The 19,438-nt window shown below is 26.9% G+C and carries 22 protein-coding genes; 2 read left to right on the top strand and 20 right to left on the bottom strand.

Annotated features, from left to right (window positions below; all coding sequences use genetic code 11):
* From N3D74_05825 to N3D74_05770, 12 genes are all read right to left on the bottom strand, one after another.
* Window positions 1-260 (bottom strand): uridine phosphorylase (locus N3D74_05825; protein ID MCX8095685.1); only part of this gene is annotated, 260 nt, incomplete at its 3' end.
* A complete protein-coding gene (locus tag N3D74_05820; GenBank protein ID MCX8095684.1) occupies window positions 244-1,758 on the bottom strand; it encodes a hypothetical protein in 1,515 nt (504 codons plus the stop codon). The genes N3D74_05820 and N3D74_05825, both read right to left, overlap by 17 nt.
* Window positions 1,727-2,953, bottom strand: a complete 1,227-nt coding sequence (locus N3D74_05815; protein MCX8095683.1) for a DUF58 domain-containing protein — start codon at window positions 2,951-2,953, stop codon at window positions 1,727-1,729. The genes N3D74_05820 and N3D74_05815 overlap by 32 nt, the downstream gene beginning before the upstream one ends.
* On the bottom strand, window positions 2,946-3,875 hold the full coding sequence (locus N3D74_05810; GenBank protein ID MCX8095682.1) for a MoxR family ATPase: 930 nt from the start codon (window positions 3,873-3,875) through the stop codon (window positions 2,946-2,948). The genes N3D74_05815 and N3D74_05810 overlap by 8 nt, the downstream gene beginning before the upstream one ends.
* Entirely contained in the window at window positions 3,868-4,719 is an 852-nt protein-coding gene (locus N3D74_05805; GenBank protein MCX8095681.1) for a hypothetical protein, read from the bottom strand. Before N3D74_05805 ends, N3D74_05810 begins: the two co-directional genes overlap by 8 nt.
* A complete protein-coding gene (locus tag N3D74_05800; protein ID MCX8095680.1) occupies window positions 4,719-5,885 on the bottom strand; it encodes a pyridoxal phosphate-dependent aminotransferase in 1,167 nt (388 codons plus the stop codon). The genes N3D74_05805 and N3D74_05800 overlap by 1 nt, the downstream gene beginning before the upstream one ends.
* 49 nt (window positions 5,886-5,934) lie before the next feature.
* A complete protein-coding gene (gene queA, locus N3D74_05795; GenBank protein MCX8095679.1) occupies window positions 5,935-6,948 on the bottom strand; it encodes a tRNA preQ1(34) S-adenosylmethionine ribosyltransferase-isomerase QueA in 1,014 nt (337 codons plus the stop codon).
* Window positions 6,938-8,437 carry a SpoIID/LytB domain-containing protein gene (locus N3D74_05790; GenBank protein MCX8095678.1) on the bottom strand — a complete coding sequence of 500 codons (1,500 nt, stop codon included), beginning with the start codon at window positions 8,435-8,437 and terminating at the stop codon, window positions 6,938-6,940. The genes queA and N3D74_05790 overlap by 11 nt, the downstream gene beginning before the upstream one ends.
* On the bottom strand, window positions 8,434-9,162 hold the full coding sequence (locus N3D74_05785; protein ID MCX8095677.1) for a CvpA family protein: 729 nt from the start codon (window positions 9,160-9,162) through the stop codon (window positions 8,434-8,436). Before N3D74_05785 ends, N3D74_05790 begins: the two co-directional genes overlap by 4 nt.
* Before the next feature lie 22 nt (window positions 9,163-9,184).
* On the bottom strand, window positions 9,185-10,477 hold the full coding sequence (locus tag N3D74_05780) for an ABC transporter permease (GenBank protein MCX8095676.1): 1,293 nt from the start codon (window positions 10,475-10,477) through the stop codon (window positions 9,185-9,187).
* Window positions 10,474-11,196 (bottom strand): ABC transporter ATP-binding protein, encoded by a 723-nt coding sequence (locus N3D74_05775; GenBank protein ID MCX8095675.1) that lies wholly within the window; start codon window positions 11,194-11,196, stop codon window positions 10,474-10,476. Before N3D74_05775 ends, N3D74_05780 begins: the two co-directional genes overlap by 4 nt.
* A 1-nt stretch (window position 11,197) precedes the next feature.
* On the bottom strand, window positions 11,198-11,668 hold the full coding sequence (locus N3D74_05770; GenBank protein MCX8095674.1) for a ferritin family protein: 471 nt from the start codon (window positions 11,666-11,668) through the stop codon (window positions 11,198-11,200).
* Window positions 11,669-11,789: 121 nt separating this feature from the next.
* Here N3D74_05770 and N3D74_05765 point away from each other — a divergent pair, with 121 nt between their 5' ends.
* Both N3D74_05765 and N3D74_05760 read left to right on the top strand, forming a co-directional pair.
* Window positions 11,790-13,067: a dicarboxylate/amino acid:cation symporter gene (locus N3D74_05765; protein ID MCX8095673.1), complete on the top strand. Its 1,278-nt coding sequence runs from the start codon at window positions 11,790-11,792 to the stop codon at window positions 13,065-13,067.
* Window positions 13,058-13,756, top strand: a complete 699-nt coding sequence (locus N3D74_05760) for an amino acid racemase (protein MCX8095672.1) — start codon at window positions 13,058-13,060, stop codon at window positions 13,754-13,756. The genes N3D74_05765 and N3D74_05760 overlap by 10 nt, the downstream gene beginning before the upstream one ends.
* Here the strand turns inward: N3D74_05760 and truA are convergent.
* From truA to rpsK, 8 genes are read right to left on the bottom strand one after another with little or no spacing between them, the layout of a single operon-like run.
* Entirely contained in the window at window positions 13,753-14,499 is a 747-nt protein-coding gene (gene truA / locus N3D74_05755; GenBank protein MCX8095671.1) for a tRNA pseudouridine(38-40) synthase TruA, read from the bottom strand. The genes N3D74_05760 and truA overlap by 4 nt on opposite strands.
* Window positions 14,493-15,293 (bottom strand): energy-coupling factor transporter transmembrane protein EcfT, encoded by an 801-nt coding sequence (locus N3D74_05750; protein MCX8095670.1) that lies wholly within the window; start codon window positions 15,291-15,293, stop codon window positions 14,493-14,495. The genes truA and N3D74_05750 overlap by 7 nt, the downstream gene beginning before the upstream one ends.
* Window positions 15,290-16,165: an energy-coupling factor transporter ATPase gene (locus N3D74_05745; protein ID MCX8095669.1), complete on the bottom strand. Its 876-nt coding sequence runs from the start codon at window positions 16,163-16,165 to the stop codon at window positions 15,290-15,292. Before N3D74_05745 ends, N3D74_05750 begins: the two co-directional genes overlap by 4 nt.
* On the bottom strand, window positions 16,111-16,941 hold the full coding sequence (locus N3D74_05740) for an energy-coupling factor transporter ATPase (protein MCX8095668.1): 831 nt from the start codon (window positions 16,939-16,941) through the stop codon (window positions 16,111-16,113). Before N3D74_05740 ends, N3D74_05745 begins: the two co-directional genes overlap by 55 nt.
* Complete coding sequence (gene rplQ / locus N3D74_05735; protein MCX8095667.1) at window positions 16,938-17,291, bottom strand: 50S ribosomal protein L17; 354 nt, start codon at window positions 17,289-17,291, stop codon at window positions 16,938-16,940. Before rplQ ends, N3D74_05740 begins: the two co-directional genes overlap by 4 nt.
* The gene (rpoA, locus tag N3D74_05730; GenBank protein ID MCX8095666.1) at window positions 17,281-18,408 is read right to left on the bottom strand and encodes a DNA-directed RNA polymerase subunit alpha; all 1,128 of its coding nucleotides are present in this window, start codon (window positions 18,406-18,408) and stop codon (window positions 17,281-17,283) included. Before rpoA ends, rplQ begins: the two co-directional genes overlap by 11 nt.
* A gap of 9 nt (window positions 18,409-18,417) precedes the next feature.
* Window positions 18,418-19,044 carry a 30S ribosomal protein S4 gene (gene rpsD, locus N3D74_05725; GenBank protein MCX8095665.1) on the bottom strand — a complete coding sequence of 209 codons (627 nt, stop codon included), beginning with the start codon at window positions 19,042-19,044 and terminating at the stop codon, window positions 18,418-18,420.
* A gap of 15 nt (window positions 19,045-19,059) precedes the next feature.
* A complete protein-coding gene (gene rpsK, locus N3D74_05720; GenBank protein ID MCX8095664.1) occupies window positions 19,060-19,434 on the bottom strand; it encodes a 30S ribosomal protein S11 in 375 nt (124 codons plus the stop codon).
* Window positions 19,435-19,438: the final 4 nt, after the last annotated feature.

Below are 19,438 nucleotides of genomic sequence, written 5' to 3'. Positions count from 1 at the left end.
AGATGTGTATAAGAGACAGCTCCTATACCTGTTGATAAAGCTGAAATCTGTACTCCCTTATATTTTCCAGTTGCAGATTTATATTCTCTATGAAACGCCTTTATTTCTCCTTCATCCCATGTTTTTAAAATTCTATCGACTCTTCCTGGATCACCTGGAGTTAAAACATATCTAGCAAGATCACCTTTTTTTAAATCTATATGATACTGTTTTCCCTCCTCTGTCTCAGGTCTATCTGCACCTTTAAATCTCTCTGCCAAAGTACACCTCCTTAAATATTTTACTACCTAATTTTTTAAATGCTAAAAATGTTTTATTAAATGATTCATCACTAATATCATAGTAAGAATATTTTGAAATAATAAAATTATCTGTAATTAAATCAATCTCATTTGAAAGTTCAGGTTTTTCTTTTTTAAATTTTAATCTATATTCATTAGGAGTTTCATAATCAAGTTTCAATATAATCAATGAAAGTTTCTTAATTAGAATATTATAGAGTTTTATAATTTTTTCTCTAGGTGTACCACTAATTTCAAAAATTTCATCTTTTTCATTACTAAATTCCTCTATAATTTTATTTAATTCTAGTTTTCTTTCATTAAAATTAGATTTATACATATAAAAAATCAAAAAGTATAAAAAAATCGTTGATGCTATAATAAATGTTAAAACTACAAAAATTAAACCAAAGTCAATTGAAATTGGTAATGTTTTTTGATTTATATTAGAGTTTGAACTAAAAAAATTTCTTATCTTTTGAATTATTTCAAACAACGGAATAGAAATTTCTTCTATTTTTGTATTTTTAACAATAGACCTAATTAGAATTTCAAATGGTTTATATAAAAAATATATTGATAAAATTATCGAAACCGAAATTATAAATGATGAGATTAAAAATCTTTTTGATTTCTCCTTTCCATAAACTGCTTTAATAAGATTATAAAATTTTATTCCAAATAATATTAAAATTACGAAAATACCTAAAAATAGAATAAGATAGAAAGAATTAAAAAGAAAATTTAAGAATTTTCTTGAAAAATCACTAATTCTAAAAATATATCTTTTAGTAAATATCGTTATTTTAGAATCTTTTGTTTCAAAATTTTTTTCTTCTTGTAAATTTTCATTTCTATTTAATATAAAATCACTTGGTAATGTCAATTTATTTATAAAATTAATATTTATTGATGATATCATTGAGATTAAAATAATTGAAATTAATGAAATCAAAATTAAATTTTTAAAAATTCTTTTACCTTGTGATGTTTTCATTAAAAAATTATTTTCCCAAAAATAATAAGTTTTATTTTTAAAAAAATTTAAAAAAATTGATTGGATTATAAAAATAAAAGACAAAATAAAGATCAACAAATTGGTTCCAATAAATCTTTCATAAAAAAATAATATAATGGCAATTAGTATAATTGATAGATAATTTGAAATTTCTGTTTTTAAAGTTATCAATGAGAGAATATAAATAAATGAGAACAAAAGAATTTTTAGAAAAATTTGAAAAGTAATAGGAGTGTTTGTAATGAAAATCATAAAAATTGAAAAAATGCTGATTAATATTTTTAAAGTGGTTTCTATATTTATATTCTTAAAACTAGGAATAAAAATAAAGAAAAAAGCTGGAATTAAAATTGATAAAAAAATATTCTTAAACAAAATATTTATAAGTAAAAAACTTACTAAAAACCAGTTTAAAATAAGAGTTAAATTATACAAAAACAAGATCTTTGATGCTTTCATTTCCTCTTATAATTATAATATTAATTCCATCTCTTTTTAAAGAATCTTTTATTTTTCTTACATACTCTATTTCTTCTGTTTCTTGTATATTATATGGATGAGGTTTTTCCCAAGGGTATAAGAATCCAAAATCTGGAAGAAGAAAAATTGTAAAATTTGAAAACATGCTTTTTGTTTTTATAAGATTATAAAGTTCAGGAATATTTATAGTTCTTTTGATTATTAATACATTTCTTAACTCTTTTATCTTTCTTGAATTTTCAATTATAAAAGATGAAAAATCAATTTCTTTTGTATTTTTTAAATCTGAAATTACTGAAAGAACTTTTATAAGATGGTCTTTTCCATTTTTTTCTTCAATTCTCAAATATTCTGGAATCCATAAACCATAATAAAATTTAGATCTTTCAAAAAAATATATAAAAGATGAAGATATAGTTGTCACATGTTCTTCATATATTTCTTGATTTCTTGGATTATTTGAACCAAATGTATCAATAATAAGTGTAACAGAAGTTATTGCTGTTGATGGAAATTCTTTTACCAAAAGTTCACCAGTATGAGCAGAAAGTTTCCAATTTATCTTTTTAAGCTCTTCATTACCAGTATATTTTCTATGACCTTGAATAGATGTAAAATCTTCAAAAATTTTCTCTTTTACTTTTATTCCGAAAGATGGTTCTCTCATTTTAATAATAGATTTTTTAATATCAATCATTTTTGGATAAACAACTACTTCAATTTTAAGATCAAAAAATTGTTCTATGTTGACAAGACCTAAAATATCATAAACTCTTACTTTAAAACTTCCAAGAAAATATTTACCCCTTTTTTTAGCTCTAACTCTAAATTTATGTATAAATTCATTATTTTTATAAATTTCGAGATATAAATTTTTATTTTCAATTGGTATAAAATATGTTGGAAGAGAAGGAATTAACTCAAAATTAATTAAATTTGTTTTAAAGAATTTTAAAAAGTAAGAGATTTCTAAAAATTCACCTTCAAGAATGAAGCTTGGAGAAATTTTTATTGAATAGTTAAAATTTTTAATTTCATTTCTTAAAAAATTTTTATAGAAGAGAATATATAAAACAAAGAAAATAGATATTGAAATTAAAAATTTAGAGTTTAATAAAATACCAATAAATAAAATAATAAAAAGGATTATTTCTTTTTTAAAATTTTTAAACAATTGGGACTTCTACCCTTTCAACTACTCTTTTTAATACCTCTTTTTCACTAACTCCTTTAAGTCTAGATTCAGGTTTTAAAATAATTCTGTGAGACATAACTGACTCAAAAAGATATTTAATATCATCAGGAATGACAAAATCTCTTCCCTCAATATATGCTTTTGACTGAGAGACTCTCATTAAAACAATCAAACTCCTAGGAGAAGGTCCAAGATAAATATCGTCATCATCTCTTAGTTCTTTTCCGAGTTTAACAATATATTCTTTAAGAGATTCATCAATATGAACTTTTCTTATCTCTTTTTGAATTTCTAAAATTTCCTCTTTTGTTATAACTTCCTCCAAATCTTCAATTGGATGTTTTATTTGAACTTTACTTAAAAGAAGAACTTCATCTTCCTTATTAGGATAACCAATCTCAATTTTCATAAAGAATCTATCAAGTTGTGCTTCAGGAAGAGGAAATGTTCCTTCATATTCTATTGGATTTTCAGTAGCAATTACAAAAAAGGGCTCATTAAGGCGATAAGTTATTCCATCAACTGTAACTTGTTTTTCTTCCATTGCTTCAAGAAGTGCAGATTGAGTTTTTGGTGTACTTCTATTTATTTCATCAGCAAGAATTATGTTTGAAAAAATAGGACCTTTTTTAAATTCAAATTCTTTCGTCTTTTCGTTATATACAGTTATTCCAATAATATCTGAAGGAAGTAAATCAGGTGTAAATTGAATCCTTTTGAAATCAAGATTTATACTTTTTGCAATAGATTTTGCAAGCATTGTTTTACCAACTCCTGGAACATCTTCAATAAGAAGGTGACCACCTGAAATTAAAGTAATAATTGCCTTTTTGATTACTTCATCTTTACCAACAATTACCTTTGCAATATTTTTAATTAAGGCATTTAGTTTATTATTCATTTTGTGTTGTCTTTTTTTGAGGCGGTTGAACTGGCATTGGTAAATATTGTACAGATGGCCTACCAACACCTGCTTGTGGATATAAACTCATAAGTAAATATACATCTTCTGGCATATCAAAAGAAACAGGTAATCCAAGTTTTTTAACTCTTTCACATGTTAATGGATAATCATGGGTCCATTTTCCTGAAGATAACTCTTTAGCAATGAATTCAATTTTTTCTCTTGTTAATATTTCCTCTTTATCACTTAATATTTCTGTTGCGAGTTCATAAACCTGATTCATTGCTTTTTCTGCTATATCAGCAAGAATCAATGTATGATCATCAAGATCATTTATATTTTTCTTTTCAACGGCTTTTAAAATTGAAATTGCAGGATAACCTCCAATTTGTGGATCAATTGGTCCAAGAACAGCATTCTTATCCATAACAATTTCGTCTGCTGCTAGTGCTATTAAAGTTCCGCCTGATATAGCATAATGAGGTATAAAAACAGTAACTTTTCCTTTTCTTCTAATCAATGCTCTAGCGATTTGCTCTGCAGCAAGAACAAGTCCTCCCGGGGTATGGAGAATAAGATCTATCGGCATATCATCAGGAGTCTCTCTTATTGCCCTTAAAATTTGTTCTGAATCCTCAATATCAATCATTTTTCTAAAAGGTATTCCAAAAAATGAAATAGATTCTTCTCTATGAATCAATGTAATAACTCTTGACCCCCTCTTTTTTTGAAGAGATGCTATAACTCTTAATCTAGCAAACTCTATTTGTCTTCTTTGAAATACAGGATAAAAAAGTGAAACAAAAATAAATAACCAAAGAAGTAAACTAAAATAATCCATTATAACCTCTTAAATGCCTCCTTTAAAACTTCTAATGCTTTTTTAATGCTATCTTTGCTCGCTGCATAAGAAAATCTTAAATATCCTTCTCCATATTCTCCAAAACTTGTACCTGGAAGACATGCAATTCCATACTCATTTAAAAGATAATTTTGTATCTCCTTAGAGGTTTTTCCAAAACTTTTCACATTTGGAAATACATAAAAAGCACCCTTTGGAAGTCGACAAGTTATTCCATTTATATTGTTTAATCCTTCAACAATTATATCTCTTCTCTCTTTAAACTCTTTAACCATATAATCAACTGAACTTTGATCTCCTTCAAGTGCTTCAATTCCTGCAATTTGAACAAAAGCTGTTGGACATGAATAATTATTAATTACAAATTTTGCAATCATTTTTATTATTTCTGGATCAGCAACTGCATATCCAAGACGCCATCCTGTCATTGCGTATGTTTTTGAAAAACCATCAATTAATATAACTCTATCTCTTAATTCTTTAACTTTTGTTATAGATATAAATTCCCCCTCATAAACTATTCTTGAATAAATTTCATCTGCTAATATGTAAATCTCTTTATTTCCAATTATATCTCTTATTCCATAAAAATCTTCAAGTGTCAAAATACCACCAGTAGGGTTATGGGGTGAATTTAAAATTATCATTCTTGTCTTATCTGTCACTCTCTTTTCAAGATCATTTAGGTCAAATCTAAAGTCCTTTTCTTCTAAAAGAGGTAAAGGAACAGGTTTTGCCTCAGCGATTCTAACAGCAGAATTATATATTGGATAACCAGGATCTGGATAAATCACCTCTTCTCCTTTATCTACAAGTGATAACAATGCATAGACAATTGCAGGTTTTGCACCAGCAGTTACAATAATACTTTCAGGCTTTACTTCAAATCCTCTTGTTTTTGTAATATATTTTGCAATTGCTTCTCTTACTTCATAAATTCCAAAAGCAGGGGTGTAATGAGTAAAACCTTTATTTAAAGCTTCGAAAGCAGCCTTTTTTATATTTTCAGGAGTATCAAAGTCAGGTTCTCCTATTTCAAAATGAAAAACTTCTTTACCCATTTTTTCAAGTTCTTTAGCTCTAGCAAGAACTTCAAATGCACCCTCTGTTCCCATTGTTTGTGTTCTTTCAGCAAATCTAATCATAAAAATCCTCCTTAAATTTTGTTAATTCCAAAAGAATTATACTATAAAGTTAAATAATTAACATAGCATCACCAAAAGAATAAAATCTATATCTTTCTTTTACTGCAATTTTATATGCATTTAAGACATTTTCAATTCCACCAAAAGCACAGACTAAAACAAGAAGAGAAGTTCTTGGAAGATGAAAGTTAGTTATCATGGAGTCAACAAATTTAAATTCAAAAGGAGGTTTAATAAATAAATTAGTTGTTCCTTTATATTCCTTTATACCTTCCATTCTTGAAACTGTCTCAAGAGTTCTAACAACTGTTGTTCCAACAGCAATAACTCTTTTATTATTCATTTTTGTATTTTTAATTTCATTTAAAACTCTCTCGCTAACCTCAATCCATTCTTCACCAAGTTTAATTTCATCTAATCTTTTTCCCTTTAGTGGTTCAAAAGTTGGAGTACTTACATGCAAAGTTACATATTCAATTTTTATTTTATTTTCCTTTAACTTCTGAATTAAATTATCTGTGAAATGTAGACCAGCAGTTGGAGCTGCAATTGAACCTAAATATTTTCCATAAACTGTTTGATAATCTTCTTCTTTAATATTTTTATTTTTAATATATGGAGGTAAAGGAACTTCACCTATTTTTTCGATAAAAGAGATGTAGTCATCAATTTCAGGAATTTCGAGAACTCTTTTCCCCTCTTCTAAAATTTTTTTAACTAACCCTTTTGTTCCATCTTTAAAATATACTTCTCTTCCCTCTTTTAATTTTTTTGCCCTTTTTGCTTTGATTTCTATGTAATTTTTCGAGCCTTTAAGAAAAAGTGCGTCAATTTTACCACCAGTATCAAGTGTTAAACTAATTTTTGCTTTTATAACCTTTGTGTCATTTAAAACAAGAAGATCTCCCTCTTCTAATAAATTTGGAAGTTCATAAAAAAATTTATGTTCTATTTTTCCACTATCTTTATATAAAACAAGCAATCTTGCTTTATCTCTTTCTTTTAATGGTTCTTGAGCAATAAGTTCCTTCGGAAGCTCATAATCAAATAAATCAATTTCCATTCTCTAATTTTACTACATTTGTGCCAGTATAATAATGTTTTAATATGTTAATATAATTCAAACCATTTTCTGCAAAACCTTGAGCTCCCCATTGACTCATACCAACTCCATGTCCCCAACCCTTTCCTTTAAAAACAACTATATCCCATCTTCTTCTAATATCTTGGATATTATATTCAAAATCTTCAAATTTTTTAACTAATCCATCAAAACTACTTTTAAAAAGAGGTAATTTATCAACCATATTTACAATTGAATATAGGTGATTGAATCTATAAACTTTAAATTCAAAATCAAACCAAGTGCTTTTGAGGCCTAATATAGATTGAAATTGCGGCCCTGTTAAAATCAAATCTTCATACATACCTATAACTTTTATTTCAACAACTCTCGGAGAAACTCCTCTTTTTATTACTTCAAATCCAATAATTTCTCCTATATCATAAAGATTGTTTTGTTTAAAATATTTTTTGAATAACATTTGAATTCTATAATTTGTAAAAGTTTGAGTCCAACTGTAATGTGGTGATTTATCTTCATATGGACTCTCAACTCCTCTTAAATATGGGTAAGGTGTTGAAAACCATACATTTTCATTATTTTCTGTATAACCACCAGATGTAGAATGATAAAGTGCCTCTATTATTTTTCCATCAAAGGTAATAACTTCATTTTTAGTTGTTTCAACCGCAAGAGTTGTTTTCTCATTTTCTTTATCAACTCCAAGATAAGCTTGAGTTAATGGTGTAGCAGTAACATCATAAATATTTTTTTCTTTTATCCTTGATAAAGCATATGTTCTTGCTGCAACTGCTTGTGCTTTAAGTGCTTCAATATTAAAACTTGCGGGCATTTCAGATGGAACAACCCCTTTGAGATAATCTTCAATATTTAATTTATTAATTATGTATGAGGTTGAGAAATTCACATAAAGATAAATATAACCTCTATACTTTCTATTATTAACTTTAACAAAATCATTTTGAGGATATATCTCAAAAATAATTCCATTTAACTCATTCTTTTTCAACTGTATTTTTAATCTTTCTGATCCAAAAAAAATGTAAAAACCTGAAATATCTACATTCTCCATAAAGATAAGATAGAGTTTATTTATCAATTTAAAGGTTTCTCTCTCTTCGTTTGATTTGAAATCACCAATTTCTAAAGCATATTTTCCATTTTCAAAATTTATAAAAAACTCTTTTCCTTGAATCTTTTCTTTTAAATAATCATAGTATTTTAAAGCATCGTTTATAGAAATAAAGATTCCTACTCTAACTCTAAATGTATTTAAATCTTTTTCAATATAGTAAATTTTACTTTCATTAAAAATTTCAAAACTATTATATTTTAAGGTTATCTTATCTCCAAATTCTAAATATATAGGATTTTGAAACAAAAGAACTCTTATGTCAACATTTAAAGCATAAATTTTATTTAAAGAAAGGAAAATAAATATAATAGTTAATATCAAAATTTTTTTCAACTCAATGCCTCCATGATTTTAACAATAAGAGCATTAAGTATAGATTTAAAAAATACCATATTATCTTCTATAAACTTTACAATTTTTGATGACTCAAAATATCTAACAATAATAGAATCTGGTTTAATTATCTTTAATAATAAATTTGAATAAATAAAAACAATTAATATTATTATTGAAAAGAAAAGCATCATATTTATTATTAGACCAAATATTCTATCAAGTGTTCCAATTATTGGAATTTTATGTAATATTGATGAAAATATTCCTTTTAAAATTGAAAATATAATTATGAAGAATAAAAATAGAATAATAAAAGAAATAATCTCTGCAATTACAAGTGAAATTAAATAAATATACGATTCAAAGACTGTATTTATGCTTTCGAAATTCGTTAATAAGTTAATATTTTCTAAAAATGATGATTTTAAAAATTTTGGAAGTTTAAGTGAATCAATAAAAAGATAAAGGTTTGATTGAGTGTTTGATAAAATTTTAGTTTCTGGTGGTAAATTAATTAAAGGAGTTATATAGTTTTTAATATTAGTTATAAAACCGAACCTTTCTTCAAGAAAAATTGCCAAATTAGTTGAAAATTTATAGGCAAGGTAAATGCTTAAGAAAAATCCGGCAATAGAAATTATTATTTTAAAAATTCCCTTTTTATATCCTGCATAACAAGCATAAATAAGAATTAAAATTATTACTCCATCAACTAAATTCATAACTTTATTTTAACAGTTAAATTCAAAAAGATATTTTTTTAGTGATTTTTAACTTTGTTGTAATTATTTTATCAGAAGAAAATATTTTTGTTGCAATATATAGACATGCTAAAAAGAAAACTATTTCATATACAATTCCTATAATTGGAAAGATGTAATTTCCAAAAGAAAGAAATGTATTAGCCATAAAGGGGTGTGAAAATGGAATAAGGAAAATAATTATTTTTATTATAAAAGGAAGAGAATTTAAATCAATAAATAAAGATAGAAAATATGGTATTAATACCATAACCATTAAAGGAGTTAATAAAGTTTGTGCACTTTGAACACTATCTGCATAAACAGCTAATATTGTTGCAAGTGATAGTGCACAGAGAATTGCTAAAAAAAGAGAGATGCCTAAAATAATGTATGTTGTTGTGTTAAAAGTTAATCCAAGTTCACTCAAAACCTTAGACATACTTTGCATTCCTTGAGATATACCACTGCTACTCATTATTCCAGATAAATAATTTCTCATTCCAACCATATAAACGATTGACATAATTAAAGCTATAACTCCTGAACTTAACATCTTTGCAAATATAATTGAAGTTCTATTTATTGGAATTGTTAATAGAGTTTCTAAAGTTTTATTCTCTTTTTCTTGTGCAATTGAAGATGCAATCATTTGTGATGAAAAAATTATAACAATCATTAATATAATTGGTATAAAAGTATTTTGAGAAGTTACAGCACTTGAAATTGCCTCTATTGTTGTTTCTGAAATTTTATCTTTTACCATAACAAAACTTTTTACCTTTATAGGTCTTTTAATTGAATCAGGGTTCATTCCAATGAAACGTTCAGATATATATCTATTAGAAATTGATTCATTTATACTATTTAAAATTGCATTTGTTGAGACTGATTGCATTATATTTATCATAGAAAATCCTGTCATAATATTATAAGTCTCAATTTCAGTTGGTATGTATCTTATAACATTATCTTGAAAGCCTAATGGAATTATAATTAAAGTTTGAATTTTCTCTTTTTTTATATTTAAAATTGCATCATCTTTTGAAATATATTTATCAAGAAGTTTAACTTTAAAATTGCTCTGAGTTAGTGTATTGATAACTTCTTTGGAAAGAAATGTATCATCATAATCTAAAATAGCTATAGATTTTGGTTCACTTGCCTTTTGGGTTTGTTTGCCGACAATATTACCAATTAATGAAAATATTACAACCATTATGACCAAAGGAATAATAAGTTGTAGTGTAATTAAACTTTTCACCTCTTTTTTAAATAAAACCCAAAATTTTTTCATTTATTCACTGCCTCCATAAATACCTCTTCTATGTTTCTTGCATTAAATTCTTTCTTTAAATCTTCTGGTTTTCCTTGGAGAAGAATTTTACCTTTATTTATTAGAGCAATTCTATCTGATAAAAATTCTACTTCAAGCATATTGTGAGATGATAAAAGAACTGTTGTTCCATTTTTTGTGAACTCTTTTATTATTTTTCTAATTTCAATAGAATTTATTACATCAAGACCTGATGTTGGTTCATCAAGTATTGCTAACTTAGGATAGTGCATCAAACTTCTTGCAAGAAGAAGTTTTCTAACCATTCCTTTACTGTAACTTCCAATTTTGTCCTTGATTCTATCTCCTAAATCTGCTATTTGAAGAGCGTTTTTGAGATATTTTTCTTTTGCTACATTATCTTTTGAATAAAGAGAGGCCATAAATTCAAGATAATCTAACCCAGATAGAGATTTATAAGCACCTGCTTCTTCAGGAAGATAACTTATTATCTCCCTTATTTTATCGCTTTGAGTTTTGAGGTCATACCCAAATATTTTTACATCACCTTCAGTAGGTGAAAGAATGGTTGCAATTATTCTTAAAGTAGTTGTTTTGCCAGCTCCATTCGGTCCAATTAAACCAAAAATCTCTCCTTCTTCAATTTCAAAAGAGACATTATCAACTGCTTTAAGTTCTCCATAAAACTTTGTTAAATTTTTTACACTTACAACACCCATCTTATTCAGGTATATTCCAAATAAATTCTTTGTTTAATTTCTCATATTCATCTTGTAATCTTTGTTTGTGAGAATTTTCAAAATTTATTAACGATTGAAGTAAATCTTTATCTTCATTTGATTCTACTCCTTGCATGAGTTCAAAATAAAATTTGATTGCATTATTTTCAGCTTCAATTGCTGAACTTATAATTTCTATTGCATCACTTTTAGAATTTATCCCAAATTTTTCAATTTTTAAATTTGGGTCAAAAACAAAGCCTGGAATCTCTTCAAAATCTTTATTATAAAGTTCTTTATACCTTTTCTCAAGAATTACCTTATGCTTAAGTTCTTCATTTGAAAGAGATTCTATAAGAGATTTAGATTTTTTATTAACGATTAATTTTGAAACATCTGAATAAAAATTTGCTGCTTGTAATTCACCCTGTATAGCTTTTCTTAAAACTTCTTCTCCCAATACTTTTGACATTATCATACCTCCTAAAATAATCATTATATTGATTATAACATAATAAAATCTTTTAATTTTTTAATAAATTATTTATAATGAAAATGGTAAATTATTTAAATACATAGATAGGAGGTAAAAAATGGAGAAAAAAAGAGTGGGAATTTTAGATTGGTATTTTAAACCAAACCTACTCTTAAGAATTCTCATTGGGTTAATTATTGGTATAATCGTTGGTATTGTTGTAGGACCAAAAATAGAAGTTGTACAACCTTTAGGAGATTTGTTAATAAGATTATTAAAAATGATTGTGGTTCCTGTTATATTCTTCTCATTAATAACTGGTGCAGCAAGCATTGCTCCATCAAAACTTGGAAGAGTCGGAGTTAAAATAATTATCTATTACCTAATAACAACAGTAATAGCAGTTATTATAGGTTTAATATTTGCTAATTTATTAAAACCAGGTCTTGGATTAACTTTACCTGGTGAAGCACCAGGAAAAGAGTTAACCGCTCCTTCAGTAGTTCAAACTCTTTTAAATATAATTCCAACTAATCCAGTTGATTCTTTAGCAAAAGGAGATGTTTTGCCAATAATTTTCTTTGCATTAATTTTTGGTATTGCAATTTCTATTTTAAGAGAGAGTAAAGATGAAAGATTAAGAGAAGGTGCAAATCTTGTTTTTAAATTTTCAGATGCAGCAGCAGAAATAATGTATAAGATTGTTGGTGGTGTACTTCAATATGCTCCTATTGGTGTCTTTGCATTAATTGCAGTTGTATTCGGAAAACAGGGTCCAAAAGCATTTGGACCACTCGGAATGGTAACTCTTACAGTTTATCTCGGTTTAGCTGTTCACTTATTTTTAGTTTATGGAGGTGCATTATCGCTTTTTGGGTTATCATTTTATAGATTTCTAAAAGGAGCCAAGGAAGCAATGCTTACTGCATTTGTTACTAGAAGCTCGAGTGCTACTCTTCCAATTACAATGAAAAACACAGATGAAAATTTAGGAGTTCCAAAATCGATTTATTCTTTTACTCTTCCACTTGGTGCAACAATAAATATGGATGGTACATGTTTATACCAAGGTGTTTGCACATTATTTGTAGCTTTTGCAGTTGGAGCTAATTTAACATTCTCACAACAAATGATAGTTGTTTTAACAGCAACTCTAGCATCAATTGGAACTGCTGGAGTTCCTGGTGCAGGAGCAATAATGCTTCTTATGGTTTTAAACTCTGTCGGATTTAAAGTTGAAGCAGGCACAGCAGTTGCAGCAGCATACGCAATGATTCTTGGAATAGATGCAATTCTTGATATGGGTAGAACCTGCTTAAATGTTACTGGAGACATGGTTGGAACTGCAATTGTAGCAAAAACAGAAAAGGAACTTGACCTTTCCAAATGGAAATAAAAGAAAAGATAATTGGTGTAATAGGTGGAATGGGTCCAGAGGCTACTCTGGACCTTTTTTATAAAATAATAAAAAATACAAAAGCAAATAAAGACCAAGAGCATATACATTTAATAATTGATAATTACCCACAAATTCCAGATAGAACAGCATATCTTTTAGGAAAAGGTGAAAATCCACTACCTTACATTTTAAAATCTGCAAAAAATCTTGAAAATTTAGGTGTTTCAGCGATATGTATGCCATGTAATACTGCACACTATTTTTTAGATGAAATAAGAAAAAATTTATCTGTTCCTTTTATAAGTATAGTTGAATCTGTTATTGAAGAAATAAAAGAAAATTATAAAGAAATTAAAAATGTTGGCCTTGTTGCAACAAAAGGCACTATAATTGGAAAAGTTTATGAAAATCCTCTTAAAGAAGAAGGTTATAAAGTTATTATAAGAGATGATTTGCTTGATGATGTTATGAATATTATTTATTCAATTAAAGGGGGTAAAATAAAAGAAAACAAAGATTCATTCATGAAAATAGTTGAAGAATATATAAAAAGTGGCTCAGAAATAATAATAGCAGGTTGTACAGAAATTCCTCTATTATTACAATTTATAAATACAAAAATTCCAATTATAGATTCAACACTTTGTCTTGCAATGAAGGTTATAAAATTTGCAAAGGGTAATTAATAAATCACTTTATATAAAAAAAGTCCTCTTGATGAAACTTTTTTTTCTCCGATGAAATGTTTCTTTGATTTAAATGCTTCAATAAGAACCTCACTTTTTAAATTTCTTCTCTCAATTTCAAGAAGCGCTCCAACCATTCTTCTTATTTGATGTCTTAAAAAAGATTTACCAAAAAAATACAAAATTAAAAAATTATTCTTTTTTATTAAATTTGTTTCATATATTTCTCTAATTGTTGAAACTTCTCTCCTTTCTTCTTCTGTTGTAAAACTAGAAAAATCTCTCTCTCCTTCAAATAGTTTTAAATTTTTATAAAGTCTATCTAAATTAATTTCATATGGAAACCATAATGAGTATCTATCAATTATAGGATGTGGTTCTTCTTTTGAGTAATTTATAAAAAAAATATAAATTTTTCCTTTAGAATTAAATCTTGATGAAAAATTATTCTCTATTTCAATTGATTCTTTAACTTTTATATCTGATGGAAGTTTATTATTTAAAATATTTTTAAATCTCTCCCCTGGAATATTAGTATCTATCAAAAAATTAGCAACTTGACCAATTGCATGAACTCCTCTATCTGTTCTACTAGCAAAGGTTATATCAATATTTTCTATATTTATAATTTTTTTTAAAGTTATTTCTAAAACTCCTTCAACTGTTCTTAAATTTTTGTTTTTTTGAGTTCCAAAAAAATTTGTTCCATCATACATTAATGTGAGTTTTATATTTTTTACCATTTTATAAAATAAGAAATAATTCCTAAAAAGAAAACAAATATAATAAATATTGTATCTTTTTTATGCCATAAAAGTCTTCTCATATATGTTCTTTTTTTACCTGGTTGAAAACATCTTACCTCCATTGCAATTGCAAGGTCTTCTGCTCTTCTAAAAGCAGAAATAAAAAGAGGAATTAATATTGGAATTAAATTTTTTGCTCTTTTTATAATATTACCCTCATCTAAATTAGCTCCTCTACTAACTTGTGCTACAATAATTCTATCGGTTTCTTCTACAAGTACAGGGATAAATCGCAAAGCTATTGTTATCATCATAATTATCTCTGATGATGGAAATCCAATTTTGTTTAAAGGTAAGGTTAAAAATTCCAAACCTTTTGTCAATTCTAGTGGAGATGTTGTAAAAGTTAATATTGAAGATATTAAAATTAAAATAATTAATCTTGTTCCAATAAAAATTCCTCTATTTAAACCCTCATATGTTAATTTAAAAAATAATATTTTTAAAATTTCTATACCTGGTGTAAAGAAAAAATGGAAAAAAATAGTAATTATTAAGAGAATGAAAATTGGTTTTAGTCCCCTTAAAACATGTTTTAATGGAATTCTTGATGATATAAAAAAGAATAAAATTAAAAAGAAAACTGGAATAAAAGAATATAAACTTTTGAATACAAAAATTACTATCATCAAAAAAAGAAAAGATATTATTTTTGCTCTTGGATCTAAAGTATATAAAAAACCAAATCCAGGATAATATTGTCCAATTACAATAGAATCTTTACTTATCATGATAAATTCCTTAAAATTTCTCTTTTTGCAATTTCAAAATCTTTAAATGGGTTTTTAATTTCAAAGCCTTCTTTTTTTAACTCTTCACCTAATTGAAAAAGTTCAGGAACAGATAAATCATACCTTTCCAACAGTTCTTTTTTTTGAAAAATTTCTTCAGTTTTTCCTTCTAAAACAACTTTACCGTTATTTAAAATATAAACTCTATCAATAAATTGAATAATATCTTCCATTGAATGTGAAATCATAATTATTGTTACTTTTTTCTGTTCTTTTAATTTTTTAATTAATGAAATTATCTCTTCTCTTCCTATTGGATCTAATCCTGATGTTGGTTCATCTAAAACAAGAATTTTTGGTTCCATTGATAAAATACAGGCAATTGCAACTCTTCTTTTTTCTCCTCCTGAAAGAGAAAATGGGGATCTTTCAAGATAACTTTCATCTAAACCCACTTCATTTATTGAATTTAATACTCTTTTTTTAATATCATCTTCACTTAATCCAAGATTTTTTGGTCCAAATGCAATATCTTCAAAAACAGTTTCTGCAAAAAGTTCATCCTCTGGAAATTGAAATACAACTCCAACAATTTTTCTTAAATTTCTTAAAAATTTTTTATCATTTATGATTTTCTCTCCAAAAACCCTGACTTCTCCCTCTTGGGGAAGAAGTATTCCGTTCAAATGTTGAATTAATGTTGATTTACCACTTCCAGTGTGTCCTAAAATTCCTACTGCTTCACCTTCATATACTACTAAATTAATATCTTTTATTGCCTCTTTTTCATAAGGAAGGCCTCTTGAATATGTATATGTTAAATTCTTAATTTCAATTGCAGGAGTTCTTCCTTCATTTCTTTTAAATTCCATAATTTTACCTCAATTGGTAATCCTTCAATTTTAAGTAAGTATGAAAGATAAGTAAGAGGTGGCACAGAAAGACCAATGCTTCTTAAAAAATCAACATTTGTAAATACCTCTTCTGGTTCACCTTCCATCACTATTTCTCCATCATTTAAAACATAAATTTTATCCCCTAATATTGCTTCTTCCATTCTATGTGTAATTAATATAATGGTTATTCCCTTTTTATTTAATCTTGTTATCAATTTTATTACATCTCCTCTTCCTTTTGGGTCAAGAAGAGAAGTTGGTTCATCTAAAACAATATATTCTGGTTCCATTACTAATATTCCTGCAATTGCAAGTTTCTGTCTCTGACCACCAGAAAGAAAGTGAGGAGGAAATCTTCTCTCCTCAAGAAGATCAACTTCAAGCAATACCTCCTCAACTTTCTTTTTTATAGTCTCTTCATCATAATTTAAATTTTCTAATCCAAAAGCTATATCTTCTTCAACAATTTGTGAAACAATTTGATTGTCTGGATTTTGAAAAACCATTCCAATTTTTTTTCTTATTTCAAGATAATCAATCTCATTTTTAACTTTTTTTCCATCAATTAAAATTTCGCCTTGAGTTGGCTCAAGTAAAAATGAGATTAATCTACCAAGAGTAGATTTACCAGATCCATTTTTTCCTATAATTGATATAAATTCACCTTTATTAATTTTAAGGTTAATGTTTTTTAAAACATCAACCTTATCTGGAATAAAATATGAGAAGTATAAATTCTTTAATTCAATCACTCTTTAACAAGTTCAAGAACTACTAACTTCGCTCCGTCTCCTCTCCTTTCTCCTAAAGGAACAATTCTGGTATAACCACCATCTCTTCCCTCAAACTTATCCTTAATTTCTTCAAGATGTTTCCCTGCATCCTTTGAAAGTAAAATTGAATAAATTTGTTTTTTTGCATGAAGTGTATCTTTTTTTGCAAGATTAATTATTTTATCTGCAAGTTTTCTTGCTTCTTTTGCTCTTGCTTCAGTGGTTACAATTTTTTCCTTTAATATTAGAGAAGTAACTAAGTTTCTCAACATCATTTTTCTATGAGATGGATATCTATTTAATTTTCTATAACCAACTTTATGTCTCATCGCTAATCTCCTTTCTTAAAGATAAATTCCATTTTTTCAATCTATTTTCAATTTTCTTTACAACTTTTGAAGATAAATTAAATTTTTCTGACAAAAGATCTTGTATTGAAAGTTTTGTTAAATCTTTTAATGTTTTTACTCCACCAATTTTTAAAATATTAAGGTCATCCATAGATATTGAAAGCTCTGTAGCAACTTCTTCAATTGATCTATTTAAAATACTCTCTTCTTCTGCTTCTTCACTATAACTTTTAAGAACATCTTCAATTTCATTTAAATACTTTTCGCCTATACCCTTTAAATCTTTAAGTCCACCAGATAAAAATTCTTTTTTAAGTTGTGATAGAGTTTCAATTCCTTCGCTAATAAGAACCTTTTTAACTTTAGTTGAAAGAGGTAAAAGTTCAATACTTATCTCTTTTTTCTCTTCTTCAACTTTTAATTCTGAAAGCATACCCATATAGTAATTAAAAATATTAATTGCTTCTTTTATTGATTCTCTTGGAGAAAGTGCTCCATTTGTCCATATTTCCAATGTAAGTTTTTCTCTTTTTGGGAAAGGAGCTACATCAGATGAAGAAACTTCAAAATTCACTCTTTTAACTGGTGAAAAGTTTGTGTCAATAAATATTGTATCTATTGGAAATCCAGGTTCTTTATTTTCTGAATCTAATAAATATCCAAAACCTCTTTTGACATACAATAACATTTCAACTTCACCTTTTTTATCTGTTATTGTAAATAGATGTAAATCTGGATTTATTATTTCTACATTTGGATTAGGATCAATATCTTTTGCTTTAACTTCTCTTTCTCCTTTTACATGAAGATGAAGTTTATCTTTCTCAAGGTTTCCTCTAAGAACAAGTTGCTTAAGGTTATATATTATTTGTGGAACATCCTCATAAACATATGGAATAGTTGTGAATTCATGAGTTATTCCTTTTATTTCAATTGCATATACACCATAACCAATAATTGAAGAAAGAAGAACTCTTCTTAAAGCATTCCCAATTGTAATACCATAACCTCTATAAAGTGGATCTATTACAACTTTAAGATAATTATTGTTATCTTCTAAAATTTTAATTTTTGGTTTACCTGCTAAATATTCCATTCTCAACTCCTATTTAGAATAGAACTCGACAACAAGTTCTTCTTTAATTGGAGTATCAATTTGATCTCTTGTTGGAATGGAATTAACTATTATTTTCAAATTATCAAAATCTGTTGAAAGCCATGAAGGAACAAAAGGTCTTGTTTCAATTGCTTGAAGTACTTGAGGAATATTTTTTGATTTTGTTTTTAATTCAATAATATCTCCAGGTTTCACTTCATATGATGGAATGTTAACAGTTCTTCCATTTACTTTAACATGACCATGATTTACAAGTTGTCTAGCTGATGATCTTGAAACTGCAAGACCTCCTCTAAAAATTACATTATCCAATCTTCTTTCAAGAAGTTCAAGAAGTTTTTCACCAGTTGGAATTTTTCTTTGAGCATTTGCTCTTTCAAAATAGAGTTTAAATTGTCTTTCCATTACTCCATATATTTTTCTCAATTTCTGTTTTTCCCAAAGGTGAATAGCATAATCTGATGGTTTCGCTTTTCTTCTCATTCCTTGTACACCAGGAGGAGAAAATTTTCTCTCAAGTGCACATTTTCTTGAATAGCACCTTTCACCTTTAAGAAAAAGTTTGACACCTAATCTTCTACATATTCTACATTTTGGTTTAGTTATCTTAGCCATCTTTATCTTACCTCCTTATACTCTTCTTCTTTTTGGTGGTCTACACCCATTATGAGGAATTGGAGTTATATCTTTTATTGATTTAACAACTAAACCTCCTGTTTGAAGTGCTCTAACTGCTGTCTCTCTTCCTGGACCAGGACCTTTAACAAATACATCAGCATATTTAGCTCCAAGAGCACTTACCTTTTTAGCTACATTTTCTGCAGCAACTTGTGCAGCAAATGGAGTACCCTTTTTTGTTCCTTTAAATCCACTTGTTCCTGCTGAACCCCAAGAAATTACATTTCCTTCTTTATCAGTAACAGTAACAATTGTATTATTAAATGTTGAACTTATATATACATTCACATTCTCATCAACCCTTCTTTTTTTCTTTGTTTTTGCCATTCTT

The organism is Caldisericia bacterium, assembly GCA_026414995.1.
Classification (GTDB): domain Bacteria; phylum Caldisericota; class Caldisericia; order B22-G15; family B22-G15; genus JAAYUH01.
Note: the sequence above shows the minus strand (reverse complement) of the source record. Positions and strands in the feature narration are given on the sequence as shown.

Coding starts and splice junctions, on each gene's coding strand:
- N3D74_05820 (MCX8095684.1), bottom strand. CDS start 1,758: ATGAAAGCATCAAAGATCTTGTTTTTGTATAATTTAACTCTTATTTTA.
- N3D74_05810 (MCX8095682.1), bottom strand. CDS start 3,875: ATGAATAATAAACTAAATGCCTTAATTAAAAATATTGCAAAGGTAATT.
- N3D74_05805 (MCX8095681.1), bottom strand. CDS start 4,719: ATGGATTATTTTAGTTTACTTCTTTGGTTATTTATTTTTGTTTCACTT.
- N3D74_05800 (MCX8095680.1), bottom strand. CDS start 5,885: ATGATTAGATTTGCTGAAAGAACACAAACAATGGGAACAGAGGGTGCA.
- queA (MCX8095679.1), bottom strand. CDS start 6,948: ATGGAAATTGATTTATTTGATTATGAGCTTCCGAAGGAACTTATTGCT.
- N3D74_05785 (MCX8095677.1), bottom strand. CDS start 9,162: ATGAATTTAGTTGATGGAGTAATAATTTTAATTCTTATTTATGCTTGT.
- N3D74_05780 (MCX8095676.1), bottom strand. CDS start 10,477: ATGAAAAAATTTTGGGTTTTATTTAAAAAAGAGGTGAAAAGTTTAATT.
- N3D74_05775 (MCX8095675.1), bottom strand. CDS start 11,196: ATGGGTGTTGTAAGTGTAAAAAATTTAACAAAGTTTTATGGAGAACTT.
- N3D74_05770 (MCX8095674.1), bottom strand. CDS start 11,668: ATGTCAAAAGTATTGGGAGAAGAAGTTTTAAGAAAAGCTATACAGGGT.
- N3D74_05765 (MCX8095673.1), top strand. CDS start 11,790: ATGGAGAAAAAAAGAGTGGGAATTTTAGATTGGTATTTTAAACCAAAC.
- N3D74_05760 (MCX8095672.1), top strand. CDS start 13,058: ATGGAAATAAAAGAAAAGATAATTGGTGTAATAGGTGGAATGGGTCCA.
- truA (MCX8095671.1), bottom strand. CDS start 14,499: ATGGTAAAAAATATAAAACTCACATTAATGTATGATGGAACAAATTTT.
- N3D74_05750 (MCX8095670.1), bottom strand. CDS start 15,293: ATGATAAGTAAAGATTCTATTGTAATTGGACAATATTATCCTGGATTT.
- N3D74_05745 (MCX8095669.1), bottom strand. CDS start 16,165: ATGGAATTTAAAAGAAATGAAGGAAGAACTCCTGCAATTGAAATTAAG.
- rplQ (MCX8095667.1), bottom strand. CDS start 17,291: ATGAGACATAAAGTTGGTTATAGAAAATTAAATAGATATCCATCTCAT.
- rpoA (MCX8095666.1), bottom strand. CDS start 18,408: ATGGAATATTTAGCAGGTAAACCAAAAATTAAAATTTTAGAAGATAAC.
- rpsD (MCX8095665.1), bottom strand. CDS start 19,044: ATGGCTAAGATAACTAAACCAAAATGTAGAATATGTAGAAGATTAGGT.
- rpsK (MCX8095664.1), bottom strand. CDS start 19,434: ATGGCAAAAACAAAGAAAAAAAGAAGGGTTGATGAGAATGTGAATGTA.